The following is a 26446-nucleotide window of genomic DNA, read 5'->3' as shown; positions in this document are numbered from 1 at the left end:
CGCATCGCCGCGCTACCTTCATCACGCAGTTTTTTCAGGCTCGGGCCGCGCCCGCCGCCAAAGGTGAACTCTTATGCCGACTCTTTTCGATCCGCTGCAAATTGGCGACATCACGTTGTCGAACCGCATCATCATGGCCCCGCTGACGCGTCAACGCGCCGAAGAAGTCCGCGTGCCGAACGCGCTGATGGCACGCTACTACGCCGAGCGCGCAACGGCCGGCCTGATTATCAGCGAGGCCACTTCGGTCACGCCGCAGGGCGTCGGCTATGCGGAAACGCCGGGCATCTGGTCGCAGGAACAGGTTGAAGGCTGGAAGCTCGTCACGAACGCAGTGCACGCCGCGGGCGGCAAGATCTTCCTGCAACTGTGGCATGTGGGCCGCATTTCGGACCCGCTGTTCCTGAACGGCGAGTTGCCGGTTGCGCCGAGCGCGATCGCGGCAAAAGGTCACGTGAGCCTGGTGCGTCCGGAACGTCCGTACGTGACACCGCGCGCGCTGGAACTCGATGAAATCGCCGGCGTGGTCGAAGCGTTCCGCCAGGGCGCGGAAAACGCGAAGGCGGCGGGTTTCGACGGCGTCGAAGTGCATGGCGCGAACGGCTACCTGCTCGACCAGTTCCTGCAGGACAGCACCAACAAGCGTACCGATGCCTATGGCGGCCCGATCGAAAACCGTGCGCGTCTGCTGCTCGAAGTGACCGACGCGTGTATCGACGTGTGGGGCGCGAACCGCGTCGGCGTGCATCTCGCACCGCGCCGCGACTCGCACGCAATGGGCGATTCCGACCCGGCCGGCACCTTCGGTTATGTGGCCCGCGAACTCGGCAAGCGCAAGATCGCGTTCATTGCCGCCCGCGAATCGCTCGGCGAAGACCGCCTCGGCCCGCAGTTGAAGAAGGCATTCGGCGGCCCGTACATTGCGAACGAGAAGTTCACCAAAGAGACCGCACAGCAGGTGCTCGACGCGGGCGAAGCGGACGCGGTGGCATGGGGTCAACTGTTCATTGCCAATCCGGATCTGGTGCGCCGGCTCGCGACGGATGCGCCGTTGAACAAGCCGAATCCGGCGACCTACTATGCGCGCGGAGAAACCGGCTACGTGGATTATCCGGCGCTGGAAACGGTGGAATAAGCGGCCGCGTGTGAATCGCGGGTCGCTGTAGAAACCGTGCGGCGGGTGATGAGCGAACAATATTCGCTCATCACCCGCCGCGCTTTCTTGCGCGTTGCCCCTTCACCATGTTCGCCACGGCCCGCTCGCGCTGAATCAACCCGACAGCACACGCCGACACCCCAAAACGTCATCCCAGATCACGCCGCATGAACACGCGCTTCGATTCGTCGAGTCCTCGCGCGATATGCGCGTCGCGCCGCGCGATCAATACCGCATCGAGCTCGGCTTGCTCGATGTCGCGAAACCCCAGTCGCCGATAATACGGCGCATTCCACGGCACCTCACGATACGTCGACAGAATGAGTTGTGGCAATTGCCGCGTGCGCGCGAGTTGCGCGACCTGCTCGATGAGCGAAGCACCGATGCGCCGCCCCGCATACGCGGTGAGCACGTCGAGTTCCTGGACATAGAGACGCGCGGGCTGCGGCTCGAACATCACGAAGCCGGCGCATGTTGCATCGGCGTCCACCGCGACGATGATCTCGCTCGCGGCGATCTTGCGCTCGACGAGTTCCGGCGCCATCGGCGGCGCATCGGCAATCCCGGCCATGCCGACACTGACGAAGCGCTGGCCTGCTTCGAATTCGATCTCGCGAATCACGCTCGCCTCGCGCGGCGCGGCAAAACGGAAAGTGACAGTAGGTGCAGGCTGCATGGCGTTCCGAACCAAAAATATCGCCCGATATTGACATCTCAACAGACAAATACACAAGTGCTCGCGCTACCGCGGGACTACACTCCTGACATCTGACTCCCCTTCGGCCCAAGATGGATCTCCTGAATGTGTTGCAGGTCGCGCTGCATCTCGACCAGCACCTGGGCGCACTGATCACGCAGTTCGGCAACGGCGCATATGTGCTGCTGTTTGTCGTCGTGTTCGTCGAATACGGTTTCCTGCCGCTGTTTTTCCTGCCAGGCGATCCGCTGATTTTCATCTGCGGCGCGCTCGCGGCCACGGGCGCCCTCAATGCCTGGATCGTGGCGCCCGTGCTGTTCGTGGCGACGGTGGGCGGCAGCATCGTGGGCTACGCGATCGGACGCGCGGTCGGCCAGAAGGTCTATACCGCCGACTATCGCTGGCTCAACACGCGCGCGCTGCGTAAAGCGCACGATTTCAGCGAAGCACGCGGAGGCCTGACCTTTCTGCTGTCGCCGTTCATCGCCGTAGTGCGCACGTTCGCGCCGTTCGTCGCCGGCGTCTCGCGCATGACGTTCTCGCGTTTCGTGTGGCTCGTGAGCGCCGGCGCGGTCCTATGGGTCGTCTCGCTGATGACGGCCGGTTTCCTGTTCGGCAACGTGCCGATGGTGCGCGATCATATAAGTGCAATCGTCCTGCTGGGCATTGCGCTCGGCGGCGCTATGCTGATCGGCGGTACGGTATGGCGCGTGGTCCATCGGCGCTTGCGCGCTCCCTGAACTTCCGGGCGCGGCATGCTTCGCATCAGCTGCATGGCCGCCGTTCGCCACGGCGTCCCGGCTTGACTCGAACGAGATGTGAAGGTAACCTTCTCAGGTAACCTTCACATCTGGCTGTCATCGCATGAGCAGGAATACCCCTTCGCCTACCCCCGAAGCGCTGCACGCATTGGCTGAAGATCTGCGCGTGGTGGGTGTGAAGCTGCGCCGCCGTCTGCGCGAAGAGTCCAATGTGGGCGACTTCACGCCTTCGCAGATGCAGGTTCTCGCTCTGCTGGAGCGCGAAGGTCCGGCTACGGTCACGGCGCTCGCACGGGCGCGGGGCATGCGCCCGCAATCGATGGGCGAAACGCTTTCGACGCTGAAAGCCGCGGGATTCGTCAACGGCGCACCCGATCCGACTGACGGCCGGCAGACGGTTCTCTCCCTGACTCCGGCCTTTCGCAAGAAAATCAAGGCCGCCCGGGCCGCACGCGAAGACTGGCTGTTTCGCACCATCCAGACCCACTTCTCACCGGCCGAGCAGCAACAGCTCGCTATCGGCGTCGACTTACTCAAACGCCTGATCGACTCGTAACGACTCGTTCCCCCTGGAGCACACCATGGCACTCACCACCCTCGATCCAAAGACTGCGCTGATCGTGATCGATTTGCAGCACGGCATCGTCGCACTGCCCGTCGTTCACCCGGCGAGCGAAATCGTCCAACGCTCGGTCGCCGTCCTCGACGCGTTTCGCCGCCACGGCCTGCCCGTGGTACTCGTCAACGTCGCGGCCGGCGCACCGGGCCGCACCGACCAGGGCACCCGCACCGGCGACTTCCCCGCCGAATTCGCGGAGCTCGTGCCCGAACTGAACCCGCAGCCGTCGGATCATCTGGTGACCAAGCGGACCTGGGGCGCGTTCACGAACACGGACCTCGAAGCCTATCTGCGCAAGGAAGGTGTGACGCAAGTGGTGCTAGTGGGTATTGCAACCAGCATCGGCGTCGAATCCACCGCGCGCTACGCGAGCGAACTCGGCCTGAACGTCACGCTCGTGGTCGACGCGATGACCGACATGAACGCGGATGCGCACATCAACAGCATCACGCGCATCTTCCCGCGTCTGGGCGAAACCGGCACGACGCAGGAGGTCCTCGCCCTGCTCGACAGCACGCGCGCATGACCATGCACCTGATCGCGCGCTCGCGGCTGCACACGGCATGGTTCGCCGTTCAGACGGGAATCATGCTGTGACAGGCACTTTCCGTTCGCTGCGAAATTTCAATTACCGGGTCTGGGCGAGTGGCGCGATCGTCTCGAACGTCGGTACGTGGATGCAGCGCACGGCGCAAGACTGGCTCGTACTCACGGAACTCACGCATCACAATGCGACTTCCGTGGGTATCGTCATGTCCTTGCAATTCGGGCCACAAATGCTGTTGCTGCCGCTCACCGGCTATGCGGCCGATCATTTCGACCGCCGCAAGCTGCTGTTCGCCACCCAGGCGGCGATGGGCTCGCTGGCACTAGCGCTCGGTCTTCTCACGATCACCGGGCTCGTGCAACTCTGGCAGGTCTATGTTTTCGCGGGGCTGCTCGGCTGCGTCACCGCGTTCGATTCTCCGGCGCGTCAAACCTTCGTGTCGGATCTCGTCGGCGAAAGCGATCTGGCGAATGCGGTCGGCCTCAACTCCACCTCGTTCAACGCGGCACGCATGATCGGGCCCGCTGTGGCGGGGCTGCTGATCGCGTCGGTGGGCACCGGCTGGGTGTTCCTGATCAACGCGCTGTCTTTCGTCGCGGTGCTCGGTTCGCTGCGCATGCTGCGCCTGCACGAACTGCATCTGAAGCCACGCGCCGTGCGCTCGCGCGGCAGTTTCGTCGAAGGCTTCAAGTATGTGTGGACGCGTCCCGATCTGAAAGCGGCCTTGCTGATGCTGTTCCTGATCGGCACGTTCGGACTGAACTTCCCGATTTTCATCTCCACGATGTCGGTCACGGCCTTTCACGCGGGCGCCAGTCAATACGGCGCGCTGAGCTCGACAATGGCGATCGGCTCGGTCACCGGCGCACTGCTCGCCGCGCGCCGCGCGCGCCCCCGGATGGCGCTGCTGCTCGGCGCGGGCGCGATTTTCGGCGTGGGCTGCACGGTGGCCGCGCTGATGCCGAACTACGTGCTGTTCGGCATGGCGCTCGTCGTGATCGGCGTATCGACGCAAACCTTCACCACTTCCACCAACAGTCTCGTGCAGCTCACCACGGAGCCCGCGATGCGTGGCCGCGTGATCGCGATCCTGCTAGCGATCGCGCTGGGGGGCACGCCGCTCGGCGCACCGGTGGTGGGCTGGGTCGCGGATCGTTTCGGCCCGCGCTGGGCGCTCGGCGTGGGCGCCGCTTCGGGCTTCGCTGCGGCGCTCGTCGGCCTGCTTTATCTCGTGAAGTACCGGCAGTTGCGCGTGTATGTCGAAGGGCGACGGTTGCGCTACAGCATCGACGACGCGCGTCCGGTTGCGACTTCGGCAACGTCTTACGTCGGTCCCGTCGCCGCGGTGCAAGACGCCGCCGTGAGCGAAGCGGAGGAAGACGCTTCGTCGGGCGTTTAGACGACCCCGCCGATTCGATGCAATGCAAAAAAGCCGCGCCTGAATCGATCAGGCGCGGCTTTGTCTTTACCGCCGTACTGGCGCTGCGCGGCAGCTTACTTTGCGACCGGCATCGTGAATTCCGCGCCCTTCGCAATGCTGTCCGGCCAGCGCTGCATGATGCTCTTGTAGCGCGTATAGAAGCGCACCCCCTCTTCGCCATACGCATGGTGATCGCCGAATAGCGAACGCTTCCAGCCGCCGAACGAGTGCCACGCCATCGGCACCGGAATCGGCACGTTGATGCCGACCATGCCCACCTGAATCTGCCGGCCGAACGCACGGGCAACGCCGCCATCCGAGGTGAAGAGCGACACGCCGTTGCCGAACTCATGCGCGTTGATCAACTCGACGGCGCTCGCGAAATCGGGCACTCGCACCACCGCCAGCACCGGGCCGAAAATCTCTTCCTTGTAGATCTTCATCTGCGTGCCGACGTGGTCGAACAACGTGCCGCCGATGAAGAAGCCTTCCTCCGTCGCCACCGGATGCGCGCGACCGTCGACGATCAGCTTCGCGCCTTCCGCCTCGCCCGAGGCGATATAGCCGGCCACCTTGGCTTTATGTTCGGCGGTAACCAACGGTCCCATCTCGGCGTCGAGGTGTTCGCCATTCTTGATGACGAGCGATTTGACGCGCGGCACCAGCTTGTCGATCAACCGGTCGGCGACATTGCCCACTGCCACCGCGACCGAGATCGCCATGCAACGCTCGCCCGCCGACCCATACGCGGCGCCGATCAGCGCATCGACGGCCTGATCGAGATCGGCGTCCGGCATCACCACGAGGTGATTTTTCGCGCCGCCCAGCGCCTGCACGCGCTTGCCGTGCTTCGACGCTTCCGTGTGAATGTATTCGGCGATCGGCGTGGAGCCCACGAACGACAGCGCCGTGACATTCGGGTGTTCGATCAATGCATCGACGGCCACCTTGTCGCCGTTCACCACATTGAATACGCCGTCCGGCAGCCCCGCTTCCTTCAGCAATTCGGCGATCCGCAGCGACGCCGACGGATCGCGCTCCGACGGCTTCAGCACGAACGTGTTGCCGCATGCGAGCGCGACCGGGAACATCCACATCGGCACCATCACCGGGAAATTGAACGGCGTAATGCCCGCCACCACGCCGAGCGGCTGGCGCAGATTCCAGTTGTCGATGCCACCGCCGATCTGGTCGGTGAAGTCGGTCTTCAACAGGTTCGGGATTCCGCACGCGAACTCGACCACTTCGATGCCGCGCACCACTTCGCCTTGCGCGTCCGTGAACACCTTGCCGTGTTCGCGCGTGATCAGCATCGCGAGTTCGTCGTGATGCTGATTCAGCAGTTCCTTGAATTTGAACAGGATGCGGGCGCGCTTGAGCGGCGCCGTTTCGCTCCACGCGGCAAACGCGCCCTTCGCAGCTTTGACGGCCGCGTCCACCTCTTCGACCGAAGCCAGCGCGACCGAACCGCTCACCTTGCCTGTCGCGGGATTGAACACGTCCTTGAAGCGCCCGCTCGTCGGCTCGACCGGCGCACCGCCGATGTAATGACCCAGTTGCCGCACCGACAGTTGCGCTTCTTTGTTCGCTACATTCATGTTCTGACCTCGTGTTCGGGATAGGCCACGGCGCTTCGCCCTCGGGCCGTGAGCAAGAAATATCGGGCTGCGTCGCACAGCGTATGAAAGCGGCGGGCCGCCCCGCCGCGCTGGCTTTATGAAGACCCGCCAACTGTATCGACGGCGCCGACCATATTCCCGATACAGCGCGATAGAACCGCGCCTCACTGTATTGTTTTTGGCGCCGCAACTGTCATGGAGCCGCACGCGCGGCAGCGAAGCGATACGCAAACGCGGACTGCCCGCGACGCGCAGAGCGTCAAAACCCGCCCACACCCCGCGTGACGAGCGCATACGGCCCGCACGTCAACTGCTCCCTGAGGAATTCGATGCACACCTGAATCTTCGCCGACGACGACAGCCGCTCCGCCGTCACCGCCCACACGTCGGCGGGCTGCTGGTAGTCCGGCAGCACGCGCACCAGTTCGCCGGCGCGCAGACTCTCGGCCACATCCCAGATCGACACCATCACCACGCCGTAGCCGTCCTTGGCCCATTGCACGACGATATCGCTGAGATTCGACGCGACCGTGCCCGTCACCTTCACGCTCTTTTCGCCATCCGGTCCGGCCAGACGCCAGACGCCGAAGCGATCGTCGCGCCCGCGAAACAGCAGGCAGTCGTGTTGCGTCAGTTCGCCCAGCTCGGCCGGTGTGCCCCGCCGCTCGAGATACGCGGGCGACGCGCAAAGAATCCGCGCGCTCTCCACCATCTTGTGCGCAATCAGATGGGGTTCCTGCACTTCCCCGACGCGAACGTCGATGTCGAAATTCTCGCCAACCAGATCCGCGCGCCGGTCCAGCAACTCCAGCCAGATCTCCAGATTCGGATGACGCTCGCGCAGCATCGCGAGAATCGGCGACACGTGTTTGCGGCCGAGCCGCAGACTCGTGCTGATACGCAGCAGCCCGCTCAACTCGGTACGACGATCGGCGAACGCATCGGCCATACCCTGCACGTCATCGAGTATTTTCTGCGCCCACTGCAAAGCGGCTTCACCATCGCTCGTCACGCTGACGCGCCGCGTGGTGCGCTGAAACAGCTTCACGCCGAGACTGGCCTCCAGCATCGCGATCCGTTTGCTCACATGCGAGGGCGACAAGCCCATCTCCGTCGACGCCGCAACGAAGCTGCCTCGCCGCGCGATGTTGCAGAACAGCTGAAGATCACGCAGAAAGGACTCATTGCTGGCTGTGAGCGCATTCTGATTTTTCATCTGGTCGCATTGTGTCCGTGCAGAAGCACATTACCCTAGCCTCAACGGATTGATCGGGCAAGCCAGGGCAGACCGGGCGAGATGTTCCGTACACCCAGGCACTGGTTAACCCTGTACCGCGGTGCGGCAACGACTGGCAACGGACCGCCGGCCAGCCGGCCAGGAAAGTCCTGGCTTGCATAGTTTTGATTTCGGCGCGCCAATGAGTCAGCCATAGAAGCTGACAAAAACATTTCTGTTCAGGAGACGATATGGAAACGAACGCATCGGCGAGCACCCACGGGCATGGCTCGCAGGCTCGCAAAGCAACCGCCAGCGGCTGGATCGGCTCGGCGCTCGAGTACTACGATTTCTTCATCTACGCTCAGGCGGCCGCCCTCATCTTCCCTCAGCTGTTCTTTCCATCCGGCAACCCGAAGATCGCGATCGTCGCCTCGCTCGCAACCTATGGGGTCGGTTACGTCGCGCGGCCGATCGGTGCGGTCGTGCTCGGGCATTGGGGCGACACCCACGGCCGCAAGAACGTGCTGCTCGTGTGCATGTTCCTGATGGGCTTCTCGACGATGGCGGTCGGCCTCCTGCCCACCTACCATCATGTCGGCATGCTGGCGCCGACGCTTCTGGTGATTCTCCGGCTGATTCAGGGCTTTGCCGTCGCCGGTGAAATCTCGGGCGCAAGCTCCATGATTCTCGAACACGCGCCATTCGGGCGACGCGGCTACTACGCGAGTTTCACGCTGCAGGGCGTGCAGGCGGGCCAGATTCTCGCCGCCGCCGTGTTCCTGCCGCTCGCCTACTTCATGGATGAAAGTTCGTTCAACTCGTGGGGCTGGCGGATTCCGTTCCTGCTCAGCGCGCTGGTGCTGGTCGCCGGCTACTACATTCGCCGCGAGGTGGAGGAAACGCCCGCCTTCGCCAAGGAAGACGCGAGCGGCAACGTGCCGAAGTCGCCGATCGTCGAAGCCTTCCGCTACAACTGGGGCGATATGCTGCGCGTGGTCGGCTGCTCGCTGATGAACGTGATTCCCGTCGTCGCCACGATCTTCGGCGCAGCGTATGCGGTGCAGCAGTCTTACGGTGTCGGCTTCTCCAAGGGCGTCTATCTGTGGATTCCGGTGGTCGGCAACATAGTCGCGGTGCTGGTGATTCCGTATGTGGGCAATCTGTCGGACCGCATCGGGCGGCGCCTGCCGATCATCGTCGGGGCGCTCGGCGCGGGCCTGCTCTCGTTCGCGTATCTCTACGCGATCAGCATCCGCAACGTGCCGCTCGCCATGGTCATGTCGGTCCTCATGTGGGGCATCATCTATCAAGGCTATAACGCGATCTTCCCGAGCTTCTATCCGGAACTGTTCCCGACCCGCTCGCGCGTGTCCGCGATGGCGATCGGCCAGAACATCGGCACGACGATCACCGCACTGCTGCCGGCCCTGTTCGCCTACGTCGCGCCGCCCGGATCGAACAACATCCCGCTCACCATCGGCGCGATCACGTTCGGCATCACGGTCATCGCGGCGGTCACGGCATGGAGTGCGCGCGAGAACTTCCGCGTCAAGCTGAGCGATCTGGGCCAACCCGACGCGGTGCCGATCGACAAGCACAGCTATGAAACGCTGCGCGCGCAGACCATGGCCGACGCAAAAAAAGCCGTCGCGTGAGCGCCGACGCTCAGGCATCCGATCGCAACCGCAGAGGACCCGATTCATGAACAGGACGCGGATCGCCGTGGCTGGCGCGGGCTATATCGGCCGCGCGCATATGGCCGTCGCACAACAGAGCGGCACGTGCACGCTGTCGGCGATCGTCGACCCTTCGCCGGCGGCCGGGCCGATCGCCGCCCAGGCCGGCGTGCCGCTCTACCGCACGCTCGACGAACTGATCCAACGGGACCGTCCGGACGGTGTGATTCTCGCCACGCCGAACCAGTTGCATGTGGAGCATGCGTTGGCCTGCCTCGCGGCCGGCGTGCCGACGCTGCTCGAAAAGCCGATCGCGCCGACCGTCGATGAAGCCGGGATGCTGGTCGGCGAAGTCGAACGCAGCGGCGTGCCATTGCTGATCGGCCATCACCGCGCGCATAGTCCGATCATGGCGCGCGCGCGGCAACTGATCGACGAAGGCCGCCTCGGCAAACTGGTCGCGGTGATGGGCAGCGCGGTGTTTTTCAAACCCGACCAGTACTTCTCCGACGCCGAATGGCGGCGCGAGCCGGGCGGCGGCCCGATTCTGCTGAACATGATTCACGAGGTGCACAACCTGCGCATGCTGTGCGGCGACATCGTCGCCGTGCAGGCTTTTTCATCGCATGCCACACGCGGCTTTCCGGTCGAAGACACCGTCGCGATCAATCTGCGTTTCGCGAGCGGCGCGCTCGGCAGCTTCATGCTGTCGGACACTGCGGCAAGCGCACGCAGCTGGGAACAGACTTCGCAGGAAAACAAGGCCTACCCGTCGTATCCGGACGAAGATTGCTATGTGATCGCGGGCACGTTCGGTTCGTTGTCCGTGCCGACCATGCGCCTGAAAACGTACGGCAAAGCCGAGGACCGGTCGTGGTGGAAGCCGTTCGAGGTGAGCGTCGCCGCCATGACGCGCGACGATCCGCTCAAGCTGCAACTGGCGCATTTCGAACGCGTGATTCGCCGCGAAACGGAGCCGCTCGTAAGCGCCCGGGATGGCTTGCAGAATCTGCGCATTACCGAGGCCATCGCCGAAGCCGCGAGCGCGGGCTCGGTCGTGGACACCGCGCCTGCCGTCGCGTCGGCTCGTTGAATCCGTGCGGCGCGCGCCGCGTCGCGCCGGCAAACTCATTCTTCAGTATCCCAGATGAAAACTTTCGTGATGCTGCATGGCATCAACCACAACATGTTCGGCAAGCGTGATCCGGCGCAATACGGCACCATCACGCTCGCTGAAATCGACAGCAAGCTGCAGACGTTGGGCAATGAACTGGGCGTTCACGTGCAAAGCTTCCAGACCAACAGCGAAGCCGCCATGTGCGAGCGCATTCACCAGGCGTTCACCGACAACGTCGACGGCGTGCTCATCAACGCCGGCGCATGGACGCACTACAGCTACGGGATTCGCGACGCGCTCGCCATTCTGGTGGTGCCGGTGGTCGAAATCCACATGTCGAACATTCACGCGCGCGAAGCGTTCCGGCATCAGTCGGTGTTCGCGGAGATCGTCAAAGGGCAGATTTGCGGCTTTGGCGTCGACAGTTATCTGCTCGGGCTACGCGCGGCCGTGTCGGCGGCGGCCTAGATCGCGGCGAGTGCCCGGTGTTGCGTGAAGATTCTTTTCACGTACGCAACGCCACGCCGTGTCTACTGCGCCGTTAGCGCCATTGTTCGGTCAGTTCGTTGGCCAGCACCATCTTCTCGCGCACCACGTCGACCAATGCGGCATCGACGCCGCCCTGCGCTTTCAGGAACTTCAGCGCGGCGGAATGCAACGTGCGCATCGCGCGCCCGTCGATCCCCGCCATACGCGCCGCGCTGCGCCGCGTTTCTTCGACCAGATCGCGGGCGCTGCCGAAGTCGGGCGACAACCCGCTCTGCGCCTCGAACGCTGCGCGCAATCCGGCCGCATAGTCGCGCGACTGGCCGAGCCGGTCGATGTCGATCAGCAGATCGACACCTTCGGCCATTCGCAACGCGCAGAGAATCCACAACGCGACGAACGCGCGATAGGCGTTATTGCCTTCCGCCGTGCGCGCGTATTGCTCACACGCCATCGCATAGGCGTCGTCGGGCATCGATCCTACAGGCGGCAAGCTCGCGCCGCAAACGTCGATCGCCTGCCTGACCAGCGGGTCCGACTGATTCAGACCGAGTACACGAAACGGCGCGGCGACGAAAAACGGATTGCTCCATTGCTGACTGAGGAGCCATCCCGATGCGAATTGCGACGCGGGATTGCGCAGCACGCCCACGTGCATCGTTTCTGGAAAGGCCTGCTTCAACCAGGGCAGCCGGCCCGACGAGCGGCAAAACTTGAAGACCGGCACGCTGCCCTGTCCGACGGTGCGTTCGCACAGATTGCGCAAATAGGCCTGTAAAGCAGGGAACTCCGCATCCGGCGCGCTCGCGAATCGATCGATGCTGAAGCGTTTGCGATAGCCGGCCACGCCGCGCGCGCTGTCCAGAAGAAACGGGCGGTACTCGTCGAAGTACGGCGCGGCGAGCGGCGGATGCCCCGAGGTCAGCGTGGGACGGGAAGCGGCCACCTCGGCGAGGCTCAGTTCGGCCAGCACGTTGCTGAGCGGTTCATAAAAGCCGGTTGCCGCGTCGAGCTCTCGCAGACGCGACCAGACCCACGTGCCCGCGCTGCGCCAGCCCGTGTGCAGAAATACCGCCTGTTTCTGTGCACTTTTCTGCACGGCATCGTTCAATCGGGAAACCGGTTCGTTAGCGGCGTTCGACGGACTGTTCGACGGCCCTTGTGACAACGGCATGGGACTTCTCTTCTGAAAGCGACAACGATTCGATGGAAAGTGGACGCTGCCCTCGGCGCTTCATGGCGCCTCGTACTTTAGCGGGCCGACCTGTCCGCTTCGTGACGGAAACATCACTTTACCTTGCGACGCCGTGCCGCGTTCGCCTGCATGCATAGTCGACGCTAATGGAACGGCGCAGCCAAACGCATTATGCTGCCAGACTTGGGCACTCTTCCATTGCTAACATGAACGATTCGGCCGATATCCGGTTCCTGCTCACCCTCCGCGAAAGCGGCAGCCTGATCGCCGCGGCGCGCAAACTGGGACTGTCGCCGTCGGCTGTCACGCAGCGCCTTCAGCAACTCGAAAAGAAGCTGGGCGCGCAGCTGGTGAACCGCAGTGCGCGCCGCCTGCAATTCACCGACGAAGGCGCGCTACTGTGCGAACGCGGCGCCGAACTCGTCGAACAGTTCGACGCGTTGTTCGACGACTTGCAGATGCGCCGCGGCGGCCTCGTCGGTACGCTGAAAATCAATGCACCGCTGGGATTCGGGCGGCGCCATCTCGCGCCCGTGATCGGCGAGTTCCAGCAACAGAATCCGGATATCGATGTCGCGCTCACGCTCTCCGACCGGCCTTTGACCGACACGCCGGATCGTTTCGACATCGTCGTGCACATTGGCGAGTTGCCGCTTTCGAATCTGGTCGGCCATATGATCGCGCCGAATGCACGCTTCGTCTGCGCAGCGCCCGCGCTGCTCAGGCGGCTGGGTGCGCCGCAATCGCCGGACGAGTTGTGCAGGCTGCCGTGCATCCTGCTGCGCGAGAATAACGAAGACGTGTCGCTGTGGCAGTTCAGCAAGGGCCGTATGCGCCGCAGCGTGCGCGTGTCAGCGCACCTGAGTTGCAACGACGGAGACGTGATCCGCGAGTGGGCCTGCCAAGGACGCGGTGTGATCCTGCGCTCCGAATGGGACGTCGCCGACGATATCGCCAAAGGAAAGCTCGTGCGTTTGCTGCCGGGATGGAAAGCGCCGGACGCGAATGTGATCGCGCTCACCCATCAGCGTGCGGGGCTGCCGGCGCGCACACGTCATTTCATGCAGTACTTGCAGAGTCGATTCAGGCCGCTGCCGCCGTGGCGGCGATAGTTGCCGCAGGCCATGTGGACAATTCAGTTTCACTGAATCTATGAATTATTTAACCTAAACGCCCGACCACCGACGAAACTTTATAATCGACTCACCGTCCACCGCCGGTTCGATCATGATGCCCGCCGCCTACCCCAAAGCCGTCCTCTTCGACCTTCTCACCGCGCTGCTCGACTCGTGGACTTCATGGAATCACGCGGCGGGCTCCGAACAGGCGGGCCGCGCATGGCGAGCCGCCTATTTGCGCCTGACTTATGGCTGCGGCCGCTACGTCGCATATGAACAACTCGTGCGCGAAGCCGCCGCGCAAGTCGGCCTGCACGACGGCGCCGCGCATGCACTCGAGGCGAACTGGCTCAACCTGACGCCCTGGCAAGGCGCACTCGACGCGCTGCGCGCACTCGAGCCGCACTGCAAGCTCGCGGTCGTCACCAATTGCTCTACCCGCCTCGGCACTCAGGCAGCCGACCTGTTCCCGAGCCGCTGGGACGCAATCGTGACCGCCGAAGAAGCCGGTGTCTACAAGCCGGACCCGCAACCGTACCGGCTCGCGCTCGCGAAACTCGGCGCTCAGGCCCACGAAGCCGCGTTCGTGGCCGGCTCCAGCTACGACATGTTCGGCACCGCCGCCGTCGGCTTGCGTACATACTGGCACAACCACGTCGGCCTGCCGCTCGTCGCGGGGGCGCAGGCGCCCGAGATCGAAGCGCCCACGCTCGACTCGCTCATCCCGTGGCTCGGCCGTTTCGGCCTGTGAACCCACCTCACTTCAATCCCGGTGACAGCATGAAACTCGAACAGATCGAAACCCCTGCCGCGCTGATCGATGTCGCGCGCATGCAGAAGAACATCGCGCGCATGCAGGCATGCATGAACACGCTGGGCGTCGCGTTCAGGCCGCACGTGAAGACCACCAAATGCATCGACGTGGTGCGTGCGCAGATCGCCGCCGGCGCGCGCGGCATCACGGTGTCGACGCTGAAGGAAGCGGAAGCATTCTTTGCCGCCGGCATCCATGACATTCTCTACGCGGTCAGCATGGCGCCCTCGAAATTGCCGAGAGCGCTCGCGCTGCGCCGCCAGGGCTGCGATCTCAAGCTTGTGGTGGACAACCCGAACGCCGCGTCGGCGCTCGCCGCATTCGGCGACCAGCATGGCGAAACCTTCGAGGTGTGGATCGAAGTCGACACCGATGGACACCGCTCGGGCATCACGCCCGAAGAAGACACATTGCTCGAAGTCGGGCGAATTCTGCATGAGAACGGCGTGAAAGTGGGCGGCGTGATGACCCACGCGGGTTCGAGCTACGAGCTCGATACGCCGGCCGCGCTCGCGGCGCTCGCCGAGCAGGAGCGCGCGGGCTGTGTGCGCGCGGCGCAACGGCTGCGCGAGGCCGGCATCGCGTGCCCGGCGGTCAGCGTCGGCTCGACGCCCACCGCGCTCGCCGCCGCGCAACTGGACGGCGTCACCGAAGTGCGGGCCGGTGTCTATGTGCTGTTCGATCTGGTCATGCACAACGTCGGCGTGTGCGCGCTCGACGACATCGCGCTCAGCGTGCTCGCCACGGTAATCGGTCATCAGACAGACAAGGGCTGGGCGATTCTCGACGCAGGCTGGATGGCAATGAGCCGCGATCGCGGCACGTCGAAACAGTCGCACGATTTCGGCTACGGCCAGCCGTGTCTGCTGAACGGCACGCTGCTGCCCGGGTATGTGGTGAGCGGCGCGAATCAGGAGCACGGCATTCTGTCGTCGACCGAAGCAGGCACGCAGACCGACGATATCGTGGAGCGCTTTCCGATCGGCATGAAGCTGCGCATTCTGCCGAATCATGCGTGCGCGACGGGCGCGCAGTTTGCCGAGTATCATGCGGTCGCGCCGGACGGCAACAGCGTGGAGTGGCGACGCTTTCACGGCTGGTAGCCAAACGCGGCCCCAGGCCTTCAGCAGCCCCGCTCACTCATCCTCTTCGCCCAACCCCGCCAGCAGATCGTCGACCGCCCGATACACGCGCTCGACGATCTCCGGCCCCACCTTGCGCTCCAGCTCGCGATAGTGCGCTTCGAGATCCTTCGAAATCACGCGCACCAGCTCCACGCTCGTGTCCGTCAGCGACACCAGCACGCGCCGCTGATCCTCCGCAAAGCGCTCCTTGATGACGAGATCCATGCTCTCCATGCGTGCGAGCACGCCGGCCATGCTCGGGCTCGAAATCGTGCAGATATCGGAGATGTGGCGCGGCTCCATCGGGCCGTGCTCGTCGAGCGCGCGAATCACGCGCCACTGCTGTTCGGTCAGTCCGTGAGCGGTAATCAATGGACGGAAACGCTCCATCATTTTTTCTCGGGCGCGCAACAACAGCATCGGCAGGTTGCGGTGCAAAACTCGGGTGGCAGCGGACATGTTGGAAAAGGAATAAGGGCAGCCGGTGAAGCTTAAGGGAAAACCCGCGATCAATCGACAGCCTATTGACCGTGAATCATATCAAGCGCAATACTACTAACATGTTAGTGTTTTCGCTGAGTTTTTTTTCCGAGAGTCTGCCTTTATGTTCGCCCTTGCCGATCACCTGCTGCATCCCGAAGGCGAGCCACTGCCTCGCGACGTGGACGCTTGCACCGCGGCCGCGTTGCTTGCACGCGGCATCGCCTGCCGCGCGCCGGTGCATGGCGCGGTGTACGGAACCCTGCTGAACGACCGTGCCGCGCTGGATGCGCTAGGCGACGCGGTGCACGCGGCTCCGTATAAAGCGCCGCCGGCAGCGCCGGTTCTTTATCTGAAGCCCCGCAACACGCTCGCCGGACATCGCGCGAAAGTTGTCGTGCCGGACGATGCGCTGGGGGTCGAAGTCGGCGCGTCGCTCGGTATCGTGATTGGCCGCACTGCAACACGCGTCGATGCGAATCGCGCGGCGGACTACATCGCCGGCTATACGCTGATCGCCGACCTGAGTGTGCCGCATGCGAGCATGTACCGGCCTTCGGTGCGTTTTCGCGCGCGCGACGGCTTCTGTGTGATCGGACCGGCCGTGGTGGCAGCGCGCCATGTTGCAACGCCGGACGATCTTGCCATCGCGGTCTCGCTCAATGGCGCCGCGGCCTTTACTGCAAGCACGGCGTCGTCGGTGCGTAAGGTCGCGCAATTGCTCGCGGACGTCACCGATTTCATGACCTTGAGCGCGGGCGACGTCATCACGCTCGGCGTGCGCCAGGGCTCGCCGGTCGCGCATATCGGCGACACGGCCACGCTGACGGTCGGTGCCATGCCGCCACTTATGGTGTCGTTTGTCGGCGCACCGGAACACGATGGAGAACAACGATGATGCGCGGCCGTGTTGCGTATGCAGGCGCGATTCATGAAGCCTATCCCGACGCCCATGGCGTGCGCCTCGCGGACGGTCGCGTGCGTCGCGAAGATGAAGTGGTCTGGCTTGCACCGATCGAAGTCGGCACGATCTTCGCACTCGGGCTGAACTACGCCGAGCATGCGAAGGAATTGCAGTTCAACAAACAGGAAGAACCGCTCGTCTTTCTCAAGGGGCCGGGCACGGTGCTCGGTCATCGCGGCGTCACGCGCCGCCCCGCCGATGTCACGTTCATGCACTACGAGTGCGAGCTGGCGGTCGTGATCGGCCAGAGCGCGCGGAACGTGACGCGCGAAAACGCACTGCAGCATGTGTCCGGCTACATGATCGCCAACGACTATGCGATCCGCGACTACCTCGAAAACTACTACCGCCCCAACCTGCGCGTGAAGAATCGCGACGGCGGCACGGTGCTCGGCCCCTGGTTCGTCGACGCGGCCGACATCGGCGACGTCACGCAGCTGGAATTGCGCACGTTCGTCAACGGCACGCTCCAACAACGCGGCAACACGCGCGATCTCGTGACCGGCATCCCGGCGTTGATCGAATACCTGAGCGGCTTCATGACGCTCGCGCCCGGCGACGTGATTCTCACCGGCACGCCGGAAGGCATCGTCAACGTGAAGGCGGGCGACGAAGTGGTCTGCGAAATCGACGGCTTGGGCCGTCTCGTCAACACGATTGGCTCGGACGCGGACTTCGGCCGCGCCTGAGCGACAGCAAAAGGACTACCCATGCGAATCGACCATCTGATCAACGGCCAGGCGTGCGCCGCGAAAGACTATTTCGAAACGGTCAATCCGGCCACGCAGGACGTGCTCGCCGAAGTGGCCCGAGGCGGCGCGCAAGAGGTGGATGCCGCCGTGCGCGCGGCCAAGGACGCGTTTCCCGCGTGGGCCGCCAAGCCCGCCGCGGAACGCGCGAAGCTCGTGCGCAAGCTCGGCGAATTGATCGCGAAGCATGTGCCGGCAATCTCGGAGACCGAAACGAAGGACACCGGCCAGACCATTTCGCAAACGCGCAAGCAGCTCGTGCCGCGCGCCGCCGACAACTTCAGCTACTTCGCCGAGATGTGCACGCGCGTCGACGGCCACACGTATCCGACCGACACGCATCTGAACTATACGTTGTTTCACCCGGTCGGCGTCTGCGCGCTGATCTCGCCGTGGAACGTGCCGTTCATGACCGCCACGTGGAAGGTCGCGCCCTGCCTCGCATTCGGCAACACGGCCGTGCTGAAGATGAGCGAACTGTCGCCGCTCACCGCGTCAATGCTTGGGCAACTGGCGCTCGAAGCCGGCATCCCCGCCGGGGTGCTGAACGTGGTGCACGGCTTCGGCAAGGAAGCCGGCGAGCCGCTGGTCGCGCATCCCGACGTGCACGCGGTATCGTTCACGGGATCGACGGCGACCGGCAACCGCATCGTGCAAAGCGCGGGGCTGAAGAAGTTTTCGATGGAACTCGGCGGCAAGTCGCCGTTCGTCATTTTCGACGACGCCGATTGCGAACGCGCACTCGATGCCGCCGTGTTCATGATCTTCTCGAACAACGGCGAACGCTGCACGGCGGGTTCGCGCATTCTGGTGCAGCGCTCGATCTACGCGCGTTTCGCCGAGCGCTTCATCGAGCGCGCGAAGCGTTTGACCGTCGGCGATCCGCTCTCGGACAGCACCATCGTCGGCCCGATGATCAGCCAGGGCCATCTGGCGAAAGTACGCAGCTATATCGAACTGGGCCCGAAGGAAGGCGCCACGCTCGCGTGCGGCGGCCTCGATACGCTGGACCTGCCCGACGCGATGCGCAAGGGCAACTTCGTCATGCCGACGGTATTCGTCGATGTCGATAACCGCATGCGCATTGCGCAGGAAGAAATCTTCGGCCCGGTCGCGTGCCTGATTCCATTCGATGACGAAGCCGACGCGATCAAGCTCGCCAACGATATCTCATACGGACTCTCGAGCTACATCTGGACCGAGAACACGGGCCGCGCGCATCGTGTCGCCGCCGCGGTCGAAGCGGGCATGTGCTTCGTCAATAGCCAGAACGTGCGCGATCTGCGCCAGCCGTTCGGTGGCACCAAGGCATCGGGCGTGGGCCGCGAAGGTGGCACCTGGAGCTACGAAGTGTTTCTCGAACCGAAGAATGTCTGCGTATCGCTCGGCTCGCATCATATTCCGCGCTGGGGTGTGTGACACCGCTCACGCGACGAGAATGGACACGCGCATGCAACGTGCCTCGCGCCGCACGGAACAGCAACTATCTAGCATGGGGTCGCAATCAGCGCTAACGCGCTAACTGCAGCCGACACGGAGACCACAATGGGCAAACTCGCATTGGCGGCAAAAGTGACTCACGTCCCGTCGTTATATCTGTCTGAACTCGACGGTCCGCACAAGGGTTGCCGTCAGCCTGCGATCGACGGTCACCATGAAATCGGCCGGCGCTGCCGCGAACTGGGCGTCGATACGATCGTCGTGTTCGATGTGCACTGGCTCGTGAATAGTGAGTACCACATCAATTGCGCACCGCAATTCGAAGGTGTGTACACCAGCAACGAGTTGCCGCATTTCATCAGGAACATGCCGTACGCGTATCCGGGCAATGTCGGGCTCGGGCATCTGATCGCCGAAGTCGCCAACGAAATGGGCGTGAAGAGCCGCGCGCACAGTGAAACGACGCTCGAACTCGAATACGGCACACTGGTTCCGATGCGCTATATGAATAGTGATCAGCATTTCAAGGCCGTATCGGTGGCGGGCTGGTGCATGTGGCACGACCTGGACACGAGCGCGCGCTTTGGTCTCGCGGTACGCAAGGCGATCGAGGAGCGCTACGACGGCACCGTCGCGATCCTCGCGAGCGGCTCGCTCAGTCATCACTTCGCCAACAACGGTACGGCCGAGCAATTCATGCACAAGGTGTGGAACCCGTTTCTCGAACGGATGGACCGCAGCGTCGTCGAGTTGTGGGAAGCCGGCGACTGGAAGACCTTTTGCGCCATGCTGCCGCTTTACAACGAGAAATGCTGGGGCGAAGGCGGCATGCACGACACCGCGATGCTGCTCGGCGCGCTCGGTTGGGACCGGTATGACGGCAAGGTGGAGGTCGTCACGCCGTATTTCGGCAGTTCGGGCACCGGCCAGATCAACGCGATCTTTCCGGTCACGCCGCTGCCCGCCTGAATAGTGAGGAGATCGACGTGCCGCATCTGACACTCGAATACAGCGCCAATCTGGCCGGCCCGGAGCGCATCGGCCAACTGTGCAACGCGCTTGCGCAATGCCTCGATGCGCAACGCGAAAACGTCAACGAAAGCGAACAGCGGGTTTATCCGCTCGGCGGCATTCGCGTGCGCGCTTTGCGCTGCGAGCAGTACTGCATCGCCGACGGAGGCCCCGACGCCGCATTCCTGCATGCGAATCTGAAGATCGGCGCAGGTCGCTCCGACGCCACAAAAAAAGCAACTGGCGACGCGCTGTTCGCCCTGATCAAACAGCACTTCGCGGTCGAGTTCGAACAGCAGGGCCTGGCGCTGTCGCTGGAAATCGGTGAGTTCAGCGAAGCCGGCACATGGAAGCACAACAATCTGCACGCGCGACTCAAACGCTGACACCCGAAGCCGCGCTGCGGTCCATAGAGAATCCATCATGCTAGACGAACAGACTATCGGCGAGCTCGCGGCGCAACTCGATCACGCCGAAAAGACCCGCACACAACTGCGCCACTTCTCCGCGCAATATCCGCAGATGACCGTACAGGACGGCTACGCGATTCAACGCGAGTGGGTCAAGCTAAAACTGGCCGAGGGCCACGTGATCAAAGGCCGCAAGATCGGGCTGACGTCGCGCGCGATGCAGCGTTCGTCGCAGATCGACGAGCCTGATTACGCGCCGCTGCTCGACAGCATGTTCATCGAGAACGGCCAGGACATTCGTGCGGACCGCTTCATTGCGCCGCGCGTCGAGGTGGAACTCGCGTTCGTGCTGGGCAAACCGCTAAAAGGTCCCGGCGTCACGCTGTTCGACGTGCTCGACGCCACGGCCTACGTGAGCCCCGCGGTGGAAATCATCGACGCGCGCATCGAACAGTTCGACCGCGAGACCAAAGCGCCGCGCAAGGTCTACGACACGATCTCGGACTTCGCCGCGAATGCGGGCATCGTGCTCGGCGGCCGCCCGGTGCGGCCGCTCGATCTCGACCTGCGCTGGGTCGGCGCATTGCTCTATAAAAACGGCACCGTCGAAGAAAGCGGTCTTGCCGCGGCGGTGTTGAATCATCCGGCAACGGGCGTGGCGTGGCTCGCCAACAAGATCGCGCCGTACGACGAAGCACTGAACGCGAACGACGTGATCCTGAGCGGCTCGTTCACGAGTCCGATCGCGGCACACGCAGGCGACACGTTCCACATCGACTATGGCCCGTTGGGCGGCATCGGTTTGAATTTCATCTAAGTGGAGCGACATGTCTTTACCGCACAACCCATTTAAACGCGCGCTGGCGGAAGGCCGGCCGCAATTCGGCCTGTGGGCCGCGCTCGCCGACGCGTATGTGACCGAACTGCTGGCCACCGCCGGTTTCGACTGGCTGCTGATCGACAACGAGCATGCGCCCAACGACGTGCGCAGCACGCTGTCGCAATTGCAGGCGGTGGCCGCGTACGCGTCACATCCGGTGGTGCGCCCGGTGCGCAGCGACAGCGCGTTGATCAAGCAGTTGCTCGACATCGGCGCGCAAACCCTGCTGCTGCCGATGATCGACTCAGCCGCGCAAGCCGTCGACGCCGTGGCGGCCACGCGCTATCCACCGCAAGGCATTCGCGGTGTAGGCAGTGCGTTGGCGCGGGCATCGCGCTGGAACCGGATACCGGACTATCTGACCACCGCCGCCGATGAGTTGTGCGTGCTGGTGCAGGCGGAAACCGTACAAAGCATGGAGAACCTCGCGGCGATTGCGCGCGTCGAAGGCGTCGACGGCGTGTTTTTCGGGCCGTCGGATCTGAGCGCGTCGATGGGCCTGCTCGGCAGGCCGGGCGACGCGAGCGTGCGCGCCGCAATTTGCCATGGCATCGACACCGTGCGTCATGCGGGCAAAGCGGCGGGCGTGCTGGCGCCCGATCCCGCGATTGCCGCCGACTATCTCGCGGCGGGTGCGAGCTTCGTCGCGGTCGGAACGGATACGGGTTTGTTGAGCCGCGCGGCGGCAGAGCTGGCTGCGTCGTATAAGACAACGGCGCAAGCGGCTGCGCCGATCAAACACAAAGGCGGTTATTGAAGCAGGCCGCGTCCACGCCCCACGTCGTGTCCGCGGCAAAGCACTACTCCCCCGCGGGCCACGGCAACCCAAGCTCCGACCAGTCCAGCTCCACGCCGATCACCGAACGCTCGGCCGCGAACTGCACGGCCAGCGTCACGGCGACGCAAGGCCGTCCGCTCGCCAGCGAAAGATAAGGATTACTGGCGACCGCCACACCCGGCAACAGCACCGCATTGCGGAAGTACGGCCGATGATCCCATCGCGCACCCCGCGGATCCGCCACCGGATGCAGGGATGCGCCCTCCTTGCTCCAGGCCGGCCCCGGCACCTCGTGACCGATCTGCCGGCCTGAATCGTCGAGGATGAAACAGCTGATGCAGCGCTCGAACGTCGCGAGCGTCGCAAACGCGTCGTCCGCCACGGCGCCGGCCAGCAACGCGTCGGCGGCGAGCCGCAACGCGACCCGGTACGGCTCCACTTCGGATTCGAACAACGCATGCTGATGCGCGCGCCCCTGAGCAATCACGTCGAACGCGTCGTCGATCTGCCGATGCACGAACTCCGGCGGCGCGATCTCGACCGCGGGCCGCCCGAGCAGATAGCCCTGCGCGAAATCCACATTCGATTCCACCGCGAGTATCAGCTCCTCGGTCGTCTCCACGCCTTCGACCACCACCAGCATCCCCGCCTGATGCAGCAGCGAGACGAGCTTGGGCAGGATCGGCTGTTCGGTGCCGTGAGTGGTCGCGCGAATCAGTTCGCCGTCGAGCTTGACGAGGTCTGGGCGGATGCGCAGCAAGCGGTCCAGATTCGACTGCCCGGCACCGAAGTCGTCGACGGCGATCAGGAAGCCGTGCTCGCGGTACGCGGCCGCCGCCCGCGACATATCGTCGACGCTGCCGCCATGCGATTCGAGAATCTCCAGGATCACGCGCTCGGTGTCGAACCCCGAACTGCGCACGAGGGCGGCGAGCTGGTCGGCGTATCCATCGGCGATGAAGGTGGCGGGCAGGATGTTGAGGAATAGCCACGCATCGCCCGGCAGCGACCGGCACGCGTTGCCGAGATGCACGGCATGGCTCGCGCGGTCGAGCGCGCCTTCGTCGTTGGACGGCTTCGGCGCAAACATCACCACGGGCAGCACCAGCGTGCCGTCGTCCTGCTCGCCGCGCAGCAGCGCCTCGAACCCGACCTGCTTTTGATGCGACAGACTGTAGAGCGGCTGGAAGTGCGAGATCAGGTAAAAATCGTCCCACCGATACCGCCGCCCCGCGCCACCCTCGATGGCCTGCGCATCGGCCGCGAACGGCTGCAGCGCGTCGAGCGGCAGCGCGCGTGCGGCGCACACGCGGTTCCTGCCCGAGTGTTTCGCGCGCAGCAACGCTTCGTCTGCGCGGTCGAGCAGCACCATGATGCTTTCGCCGCGCCGATACTCGGCCACGCCGAAGCTCGCGGTCAGATTGCCGTCCGGGCGCTCGATCGCTTCGATCGCGCCGCGCAGGCGCTCGGCCAGGTTCAGTGCGCCGGCCAGGCCGTCGTGCAACAGCACGGCGAACTCCTCGCCGCCGATCCGGCTCACGCTGTCTTCCGTGGTGGTCTCGTCCTTCAGCACCTGGGCGACCCGGTGCAGCGCCCAGTCGCCGAGCGCATGGCCGAACCGGTCGTTCAAGGACTTGAAGTTGTCGATATCGACGAAGATCGCGCTGATGCGCGCTTCGGGCGCAAGCGCGCCGAGGCGGCGCTCCGCCTGCTTGACGAAGGCGCGGCGGTTTTGCAGGCCGGTCAGCGGATCGGTCGCGGCAAGCTGCGCGAGCTGGCTTTCGAGCAGGAAGTGATTGCGCCTGAAGCGGTAAAAGCCGAAGTGAAACACCATCGCAGCCGGCACGCCGATCGCCACGACCCACATCCACACGGCGATGTCGACGTCGTGCGCGAGCGGCTCGCCGAGCAGCAGCACGAAGGCCGCCGCATAGAAGAGCGCGCTGCCGGTGAAGAAGTGCGTCGGCGTGAGCCACAGCGGCGCCGCGCAAACCGGGATCACCACCAGCGCGGGCAGCACCCACAGCAGCGGCTGCGCGAGGCCGGCGGTGTTCAGCGCGAGGCCCGCCACCAGCACCTGCATGTACACGACGCCGATCGCGCCGAACACCCAGGTCGATTTCGCATTCGGAATCGCCAGCACCAGCAGCACGAGCACCAGCGCGCAGAGCAACCGGTAGGTGAGCGGCGCCGCCGGTCCGTCCACCAGATTGCGCGCGCCGACCATGCACAGGAACGCGACCACCGTGAATGCCATCGTCACCGTGGACAGTGGGCGCTGTTGCTCCAGCGAGCGCTCGTGAAAGCGATCGCGCAGACCGGGATCGGGCAGGTGCTGCGTTGAGGTGGCAGACATATCGAGGGTTATCAGCTGGTGGTTCCAGTTACTCCGCCAATGGTTATCGGCAAATGACTCGCGAATATTTATGCCTGCCGCGCAAATAGAGGTAAAAAATTCCGCGGATGCCCCCGTCGATGCCTGTTACGCCGCCGCCATCACGCGATTGCGGCCCGATTCCTTGGCGGCGTACAGTGCACCGTCGGCGCGCGCCATCAACTGGGCGAGCGACTCGGTGCGCCGATGCTGATCCACACCGACACTGAAGGTGTAGCGCAGTCCGCGCGGCAGGCAGGCCGGTGTGGTCGCGACGAGCCGGCCGCGCAGGCGTTCGAGCAGCGCGACCGCGTCGGCGGCGGTGGTCGCCGGGCACAGCACGCCGAACTCCTCGCCGCCCAGCCGGCCGAATACGTCGCCGTCCCGCAGGTTGTCCGCGACGAACGCCGCAAAGTGCACCAGCACCTGATCGCCGGCGGCGTGGCCGTAGGTATCGTTGACGGCCTTGAACGAATCGATGTCGATGATCGCCAACGTCAGCGGCGAGCGGGTCCGCAGCGACGCCTTGAGCAGCGCTTCGCCGATCGCAAGGAAAGCGCGGCGCGACAGCGCGCCCGTCAGGTCGTCGACGTTCGCGAGCCGCTCCAGCCGTTCGGCGAGGCGGTCGTGCGCCAGCATCACGACGCCGATCGACAGACACGGCGGCGCGAGAATGCCGAGCGCGAGAAAGATGATGTTGGAGGGGGTGACCTCCATGAGGCCGGTCTGCGTAAGGATGCCGAAGCCGTACATCACGCCGCGCGACGCATGCCCCGCGCACAGCAGCGTGGCCGCCACCGCGAGGAAGTAGTAGCTGTAGCGCGGCCGGTGCGACGGGCGGCCGCGCACCATCAGCGCGGCGAGCAGCGCATAGAGTCCCGCGTGATACACCGATACCAGTGCGACGCGTGCATTGAAGTCCGGCGCGGCGAAGGTCCAGTACGAAATGCCGATCAATACCGCGACGAGGCCCGCGTACGCCGCCCATGGCCGCGTGCGGCGGCCGAGAAAACGCAGGCAGCCTTCGATCACGAGCAATAGCGACATGGCCAGCAATTCGTTGGCCGCGACGAAGGTCAGCCAGCGCGACGCATGTCCCTGCAGCGCGAATGCGAGCAGCGCGACGATTGCGACCGCGTTGGCCGCGATCCAGTAGCCGACGCCGGGAATCGCCGCGCGCCATAACGACCCGAGCACGGCCATCGCCATCGCGCTGGATAAAACGGTGACCAGCAGAATACTGAGTGGATTGAGCATGGCAAGTGAATGACTCGAACGACGTGACAACGGCACGGACGCTTGTAACGCGTGCCCGCGCACGCGCTTCATACGCGTGATTAATACGCACCCTCCGCACACTCGTGCGCCATTGCATGCGCGCGGCGAGTCGTAGCGTATTCGTCAGCTTATACGGTCTGCGTAAAAATTACTGCACGCTATGGCGAAGCAAGATTTTGTAAGCTCCGCGACGGCGAATCCCCGCGTTGTCTGCAAAGCGTTGCATTTACCACGAAATGTCGATGTTAAAAGAACGGCGCAATGATCCGTTAATGCATCCGGAGCAGACGAATTCCAGGTGCCGCATAGGCCGTGGCACCGTGCGTCCTGCGATGGAATCAGCAAAAATTACGTAATCGCAATGCATCCATTACTCACGTTTTTGCGTATAAGCTGACGAATGGAAAGTGGCTAAAAGCTTATGTCTTAAGTAGACTTCCCCCGAATGTGTCGGACAGACTAGACAGCTTTGTGAAAGTCACTTATGGACGCGTGCAACGCGCGATTTTCCCGA

Annotated in this window: 25 protein-coding genes; 18 read left to right on the top strand and 7 right to left on the bottom strand. The window is 64.0% G+C overall.

Annotated elements, in window-relative coordinates; translation table 11 throughout:
* Nucleotides 1-73 precede the first annotated feature (73 nt).
* Nucleotides 74-1135: an alkene reductase gene (locus B0G69_RS23245; protein ID WP_121321398.1), complete on the top strand. Its 1062-nt coding sequence runs from the start codon at nucleotides 74-76 to the stop codon at nucleotides 1133-1135.
* A 169-nt stretch (nucleotides 1136-1304) separates the two neighbouring features.
* Here the strand turns inward: B0G69_RS23245 and B0G69_RS23240 are convergent, their stop codons facing one another.
* Nucleotides 1305-1832, bottom strand: a complete 528-nt coding sequence (locus B0G69_RS23240; protein WP_121321396.1) for a GNAT family N-acetyltransferase — start codon at nucleotides 1830-1832, stop codon at nucleotides 1305-1307.
* A 113-nt stretch (nucleotides 1833-1945) separates the two neighbouring features.
* Here B0G69_RS23240 and B0G69_RS23235 point away from each other — a divergent pair, with 113 nt between their 5' ends.
* The 4 genes from B0G69_RS23235 to B0G69_RS23220 all read left to right on the top strand — a co-directional run bounded on the left by B0G69_RS23235 (nucleotide 1946) and on the right by B0G69_RS23220 (nucleotide 5179).
* Nucleotides 1946-2593 (top strand): VTT domain-containing protein, encoded by a 648-nt coding sequence (locus B0G69_RS23235; RefSeq protein WP_121321394.1) that lies wholly within the window; start codon nucleotides 1946-1948, stop codon nucleotides 2591-2593.
* A 124-nt stretch (nucleotides 2594-2717) separates the two neighbouring features.
* The gene (locus B0G69_RS23230; RefSeq protein WP_121321392.1) at nucleotides 2718-3170 is read left to right on the top strand and encodes a MarR family transcriptional regulator; all 453 of its coding nucleotides are present in this window, start codon (nucleotides 2718-2720) and stop codon (nucleotides 3168-3170) included.
* Between the two features lie 25 nt (nucleotides 3171-3195).
* Nucleotides 3196-3759, top strand: a complete 564-nt coding sequence (locus tag B0G69_RS23225; protein WP_121321390.1) for an isochorismatase family protein — start codon at nucleotides 3196-3198, stop codon at nucleotides 3757-3759.
* 67 nt (nucleotides 3760-3826) lie between these two features.
* Nucleotides 3827-5179, top strand: coding sequence for an MFS transporter (locus tag B0G69_RS23220; protein ID WP_121321388.1), 1353 nt, complete (start codon nucleotides 3827-3829; stop codon nucleotides 5177-5179).
* Nucleotides 5180-5274: 95 nt separating this feature from the next.
* Here B0G69_RS23220 and B0G69_RS23215 read toward each other — a convergent pair whose 3' ends face one another.
* Nucleotides 5275-6798, bottom strand: a complete 1524-nt coding sequence (locus B0G69_RS23215) for a CoA-acylating methylmalonate-semialdehyde dehydrogenase (protein ID WP_121321386.1) — start codon at nucleotides 6796-6798, stop codon at nucleotides 5275-5277.
* Nucleotides 6799-7078: 280 nt separating this feature from the next.
* Nucleotides 7079-8035 carry a LysR family transcriptional regulator gene (locus tag B0G69_RS23210; protein WP_121321384.1) on the bottom strand — a complete coding sequence of 319 codons (957 nt, stop codon included), beginning with the start codon at nucleotides 8033-8035 and terminating at the stop codon, nucleotides 7079-7081.
* Nucleotides 8036-8286: 251 nt separating this feature from the next.
* Here B0G69_RS23210 and B0G69_RS23205 point away from each other — a divergent pair, with 251 nt between their 5' ends.
* From B0G69_RS23205 to aroQ, 3 genes are read left to right on the top strand one after another with little or no spacing between them, the layout of a single operon-like run.
* Nucleotides 8287-9693: an MFS transporter gene (locus B0G69_RS23205; RefSeq protein WP_121321382.1), complete on the top strand. Its 1407-nt coding sequence runs from the start codon at nucleotides 8287-8289 to the stop codon at nucleotides 9691-9693.
* Nucleotides 9694-9739: 46 nt separating this feature from the next.
* On the top strand, nucleotides 9740-10807 hold the full coding sequence (locus B0G69_RS23200; RefSeq protein ID WP_121321381.1) for a Gfo/Idh/MocA family oxidoreductase: 1068 nt from the start codon (nucleotides 9740-9742) through the stop codon (nucleotides 10805-10807).
* 54 nt (nucleotides 10808-10861) lie between these two features.
* Nucleotides 10862-11299, top strand: coding sequence for a type II 3-dehydroquinate dehydratase (gene aroQ, locus B0G69_RS23195; protein WP_121321379.1), 438 nt, complete (start codon nucleotides 10862-10864; stop codon nucleotides 11297-11299).
* A 73-nt stretch (nucleotides 11300-11372) separates the two neighbouring features.
* Here the strand turns inward: aroQ and B0G69_RS23190 are convergent, their stop codons facing one another.
* The gene (locus tag B0G69_RS23190; protein WP_241991443.1) at nucleotides 11373-12491 is read right to left on the bottom strand and encodes a hypothetical protein; all 1119 of its coding nucleotides are present in this window, start codon (nucleotides 12489-12491) and stop codon (nucleotides 11373-11375) included.
* 227 nt (nucleotides 12492-12718) lie between these two features.
* Here B0G69_RS23190 and B0G69_RS23185 point away from each other — a divergent pair, with 227 nt between their 5' ends.
* The 3 genes from B0G69_RS23185 to B0G69_RS23175 all read left to right on the top strand — a co-directional run bounded on the left by B0G69_RS23185 (nucleotide 12719) and on the right by B0G69_RS23175 (nucleotide 15547).
* The gene (locus B0G69_RS23185) at nucleotides 12719-13624 is read left to right on the top strand and encodes a LysR family transcriptional regulator (RefSeq protein WP_121321375.1); all 906 of its coding nucleotides are present in this window, start codon (nucleotides 12719-12721) and stop codon (nucleotides 13622-13624) included.
* Between the two features lie 115 nt (nucleotides 13625-13739).
* Nucleotides 13740-14381, top strand: a complete 642-nt coding sequence (locus B0G69_RS23180) for an HAD-IA family hydrolase (RefSeq protein ID WP_121321373.1) — start codon at nucleotides 13740-13742, stop codon at nucleotides 14379-14381.
* 29 nt (nucleotides 14382-14410) lie between these two features.
* Complete coding sequence (locus tag B0G69_RS23175; RefSeq protein WP_121321371.1) at nucleotides 14411-15547, top strand: DSD1 family PLP-dependent enzyme; 1137 nt, start codon at nucleotides 14411-14413, stop codon at nucleotides 15545-15547.
* A gap of 33 nt (nucleotides 15548-15580) precedes the next feature.
* Here the strand turns inward: B0G69_RS23175 and hpaR are convergent, their stop codons facing one another.
* Complete coding sequence (gene hpaR, locus B0G69_RS23170) at nucleotides 15581-15988, bottom strand: homoprotocatechuate degradation operon regulator HpaR (RefSeq protein ID WP_121323838.1); 408 nt, start codon at nucleotides 15986-15988, stop codon at nucleotides 15581-15583.
* A gap of 184 nt (nucleotides 15989-16172) precedes the next feature.
* On the opposite strand from hpaR, the gene B0G69_RS23165 reads away from it, so the two are divergent.
* From B0G69_RS23165 to hpaI, 7 genes are all read left to right on the top strand, one after another.
* Entirely contained in the window at nucleotides 16173-16946 is a 774-nt protein-coding gene (locus tag B0G69_RS23165; RefSeq protein WP_121321369.1) for a fumarylacetoacetate hydrolase family protein, read from the top strand.
* Nucleotides 16943-17701: a fumarylacetoacetate hydrolase family protein gene (locus tag B0G69_RS23160; RefSeq protein WP_121321367.1), complete on the top strand. Its 759-nt coding sequence runs from the start codon at nucleotides 16943-16945 to the stop codon at nucleotides 17699-17701. The genes B0G69_RS23165 and B0G69_RS23160 overlap by 4 nt, the downstream gene beginning before the upstream one ends.
* Nucleotides 17702-17722: 21 nt before the next feature.
* Nucleotides 17723-19180 carry a 5-carboxymethyl-2-hydroxymuconate semialdehyde dehydrogenase gene (gene hpaE / locus B0G69_RS23155; RefSeq protein WP_121321366.1) on the top strand — a complete coding sequence of 486 codons (1458 nt, stop codon included), beginning with the start codon at nucleotides 17723-17725 and terminating at the stop codon, nucleotides 19178-19180.
* Between the two features lie 126 nt (nucleotides 19181-19306).
* Nucleotides 19307-20170, top strand: a complete 864-nt coding sequence (hpaD, locus tag B0G69_RS23150; protein WP_121321364.1) for a 3,4-dihydroxyphenylacetate 2,3-dioxygenase — start codon at nucleotides 19307-19309, stop codon at nucleotides 20168-20170.
* 17 nt (nucleotides 20171-20187) lie between these two features.
* A complete protein-coding gene (locus tag B0G69_RS23145) occupies nucleotides 20188-20598 on the top strand; it encodes a 5-carboxymethyl-2-hydroxymuconate Delta-isomerase (protein ID WP_121321362.1) in 411 nt (136 codons plus the stop codon).
* Nucleotides 20599-20635: 37 nt separating this feature from the next.
* Nucleotides 20636-21439: a 2-oxo-hept-4-ene-1,7-dioate hydratase gene (gene hpaH / locus B0G69_RS23140; RefSeq protein WP_121321360.1), complete on the top strand. Its 804-nt coding sequence runs from the start codon at nucleotides 20636-20638 to the stop codon at nucleotides 21437-21439.
* Nucleotides 21440-21449: 10 nt separating this feature from the next.
* The gene (gene hpaI / locus B0G69_RS23135; protein ID WP_121321358.1) at nucleotides 21450-22259 is read left to right on the top strand and encodes a 4-hydroxy-2-oxoheptanedioate aldolase; all 810 of its coding nucleotides are present in this window, start codon (nucleotides 21450-21452) and stop codon (nucleotides 22257-22259) included.
* Nucleotides 22260-22302: 43 nt separating this feature from the next.
* On the opposite strand, the gene B0G69_RS23130 is transcribed toward hpaI, so the two are convergent.
* Both B0G69_RS23130 and B0G69_RS23125 read right to left on the bottom strand, forming a co-directional pair.
* The gene (locus tag B0G69_RS23130) at nucleotides 22303-24636 is read right to left on the bottom strand and encodes a bifunctional diguanylate cyclase/phosphodiesterase (protein WP_121321356.1); all 2334 of its coding nucleotides are present in this window, start codon (nucleotides 24634-24636) and stop codon (nucleotides 22303-22305) included.
* A 126-nt stretch (nucleotides 24637-24762) separates the two neighbouring features.
* Nucleotides 24763-25911, bottom strand: coding sequence for a GGDEF domain-containing protein (locus tag B0G69_RS23125; protein WP_121323837.1), 1149 nt, complete (start codon nucleotides 25909-25911; stop codon nucleotides 24763-24765).
* Nucleotides 25912-26446: the final 535 nt, after the last annotated feature.

Source organism: Paraburkholderia sp. RAU2J, assembly GCF_003634845.1.
Lineage (GTDB): Bacteria > Pseudomonadota > Gammaproteobacteria > Burkholderiales > Burkholderiaceae > Paraburkholderia > Paraburkholderia fynbosensis.
Note: the sequence above shows the minus strand (reverse complement) of the source record. Positions and strands in the feature narration are given on the sequence as shown.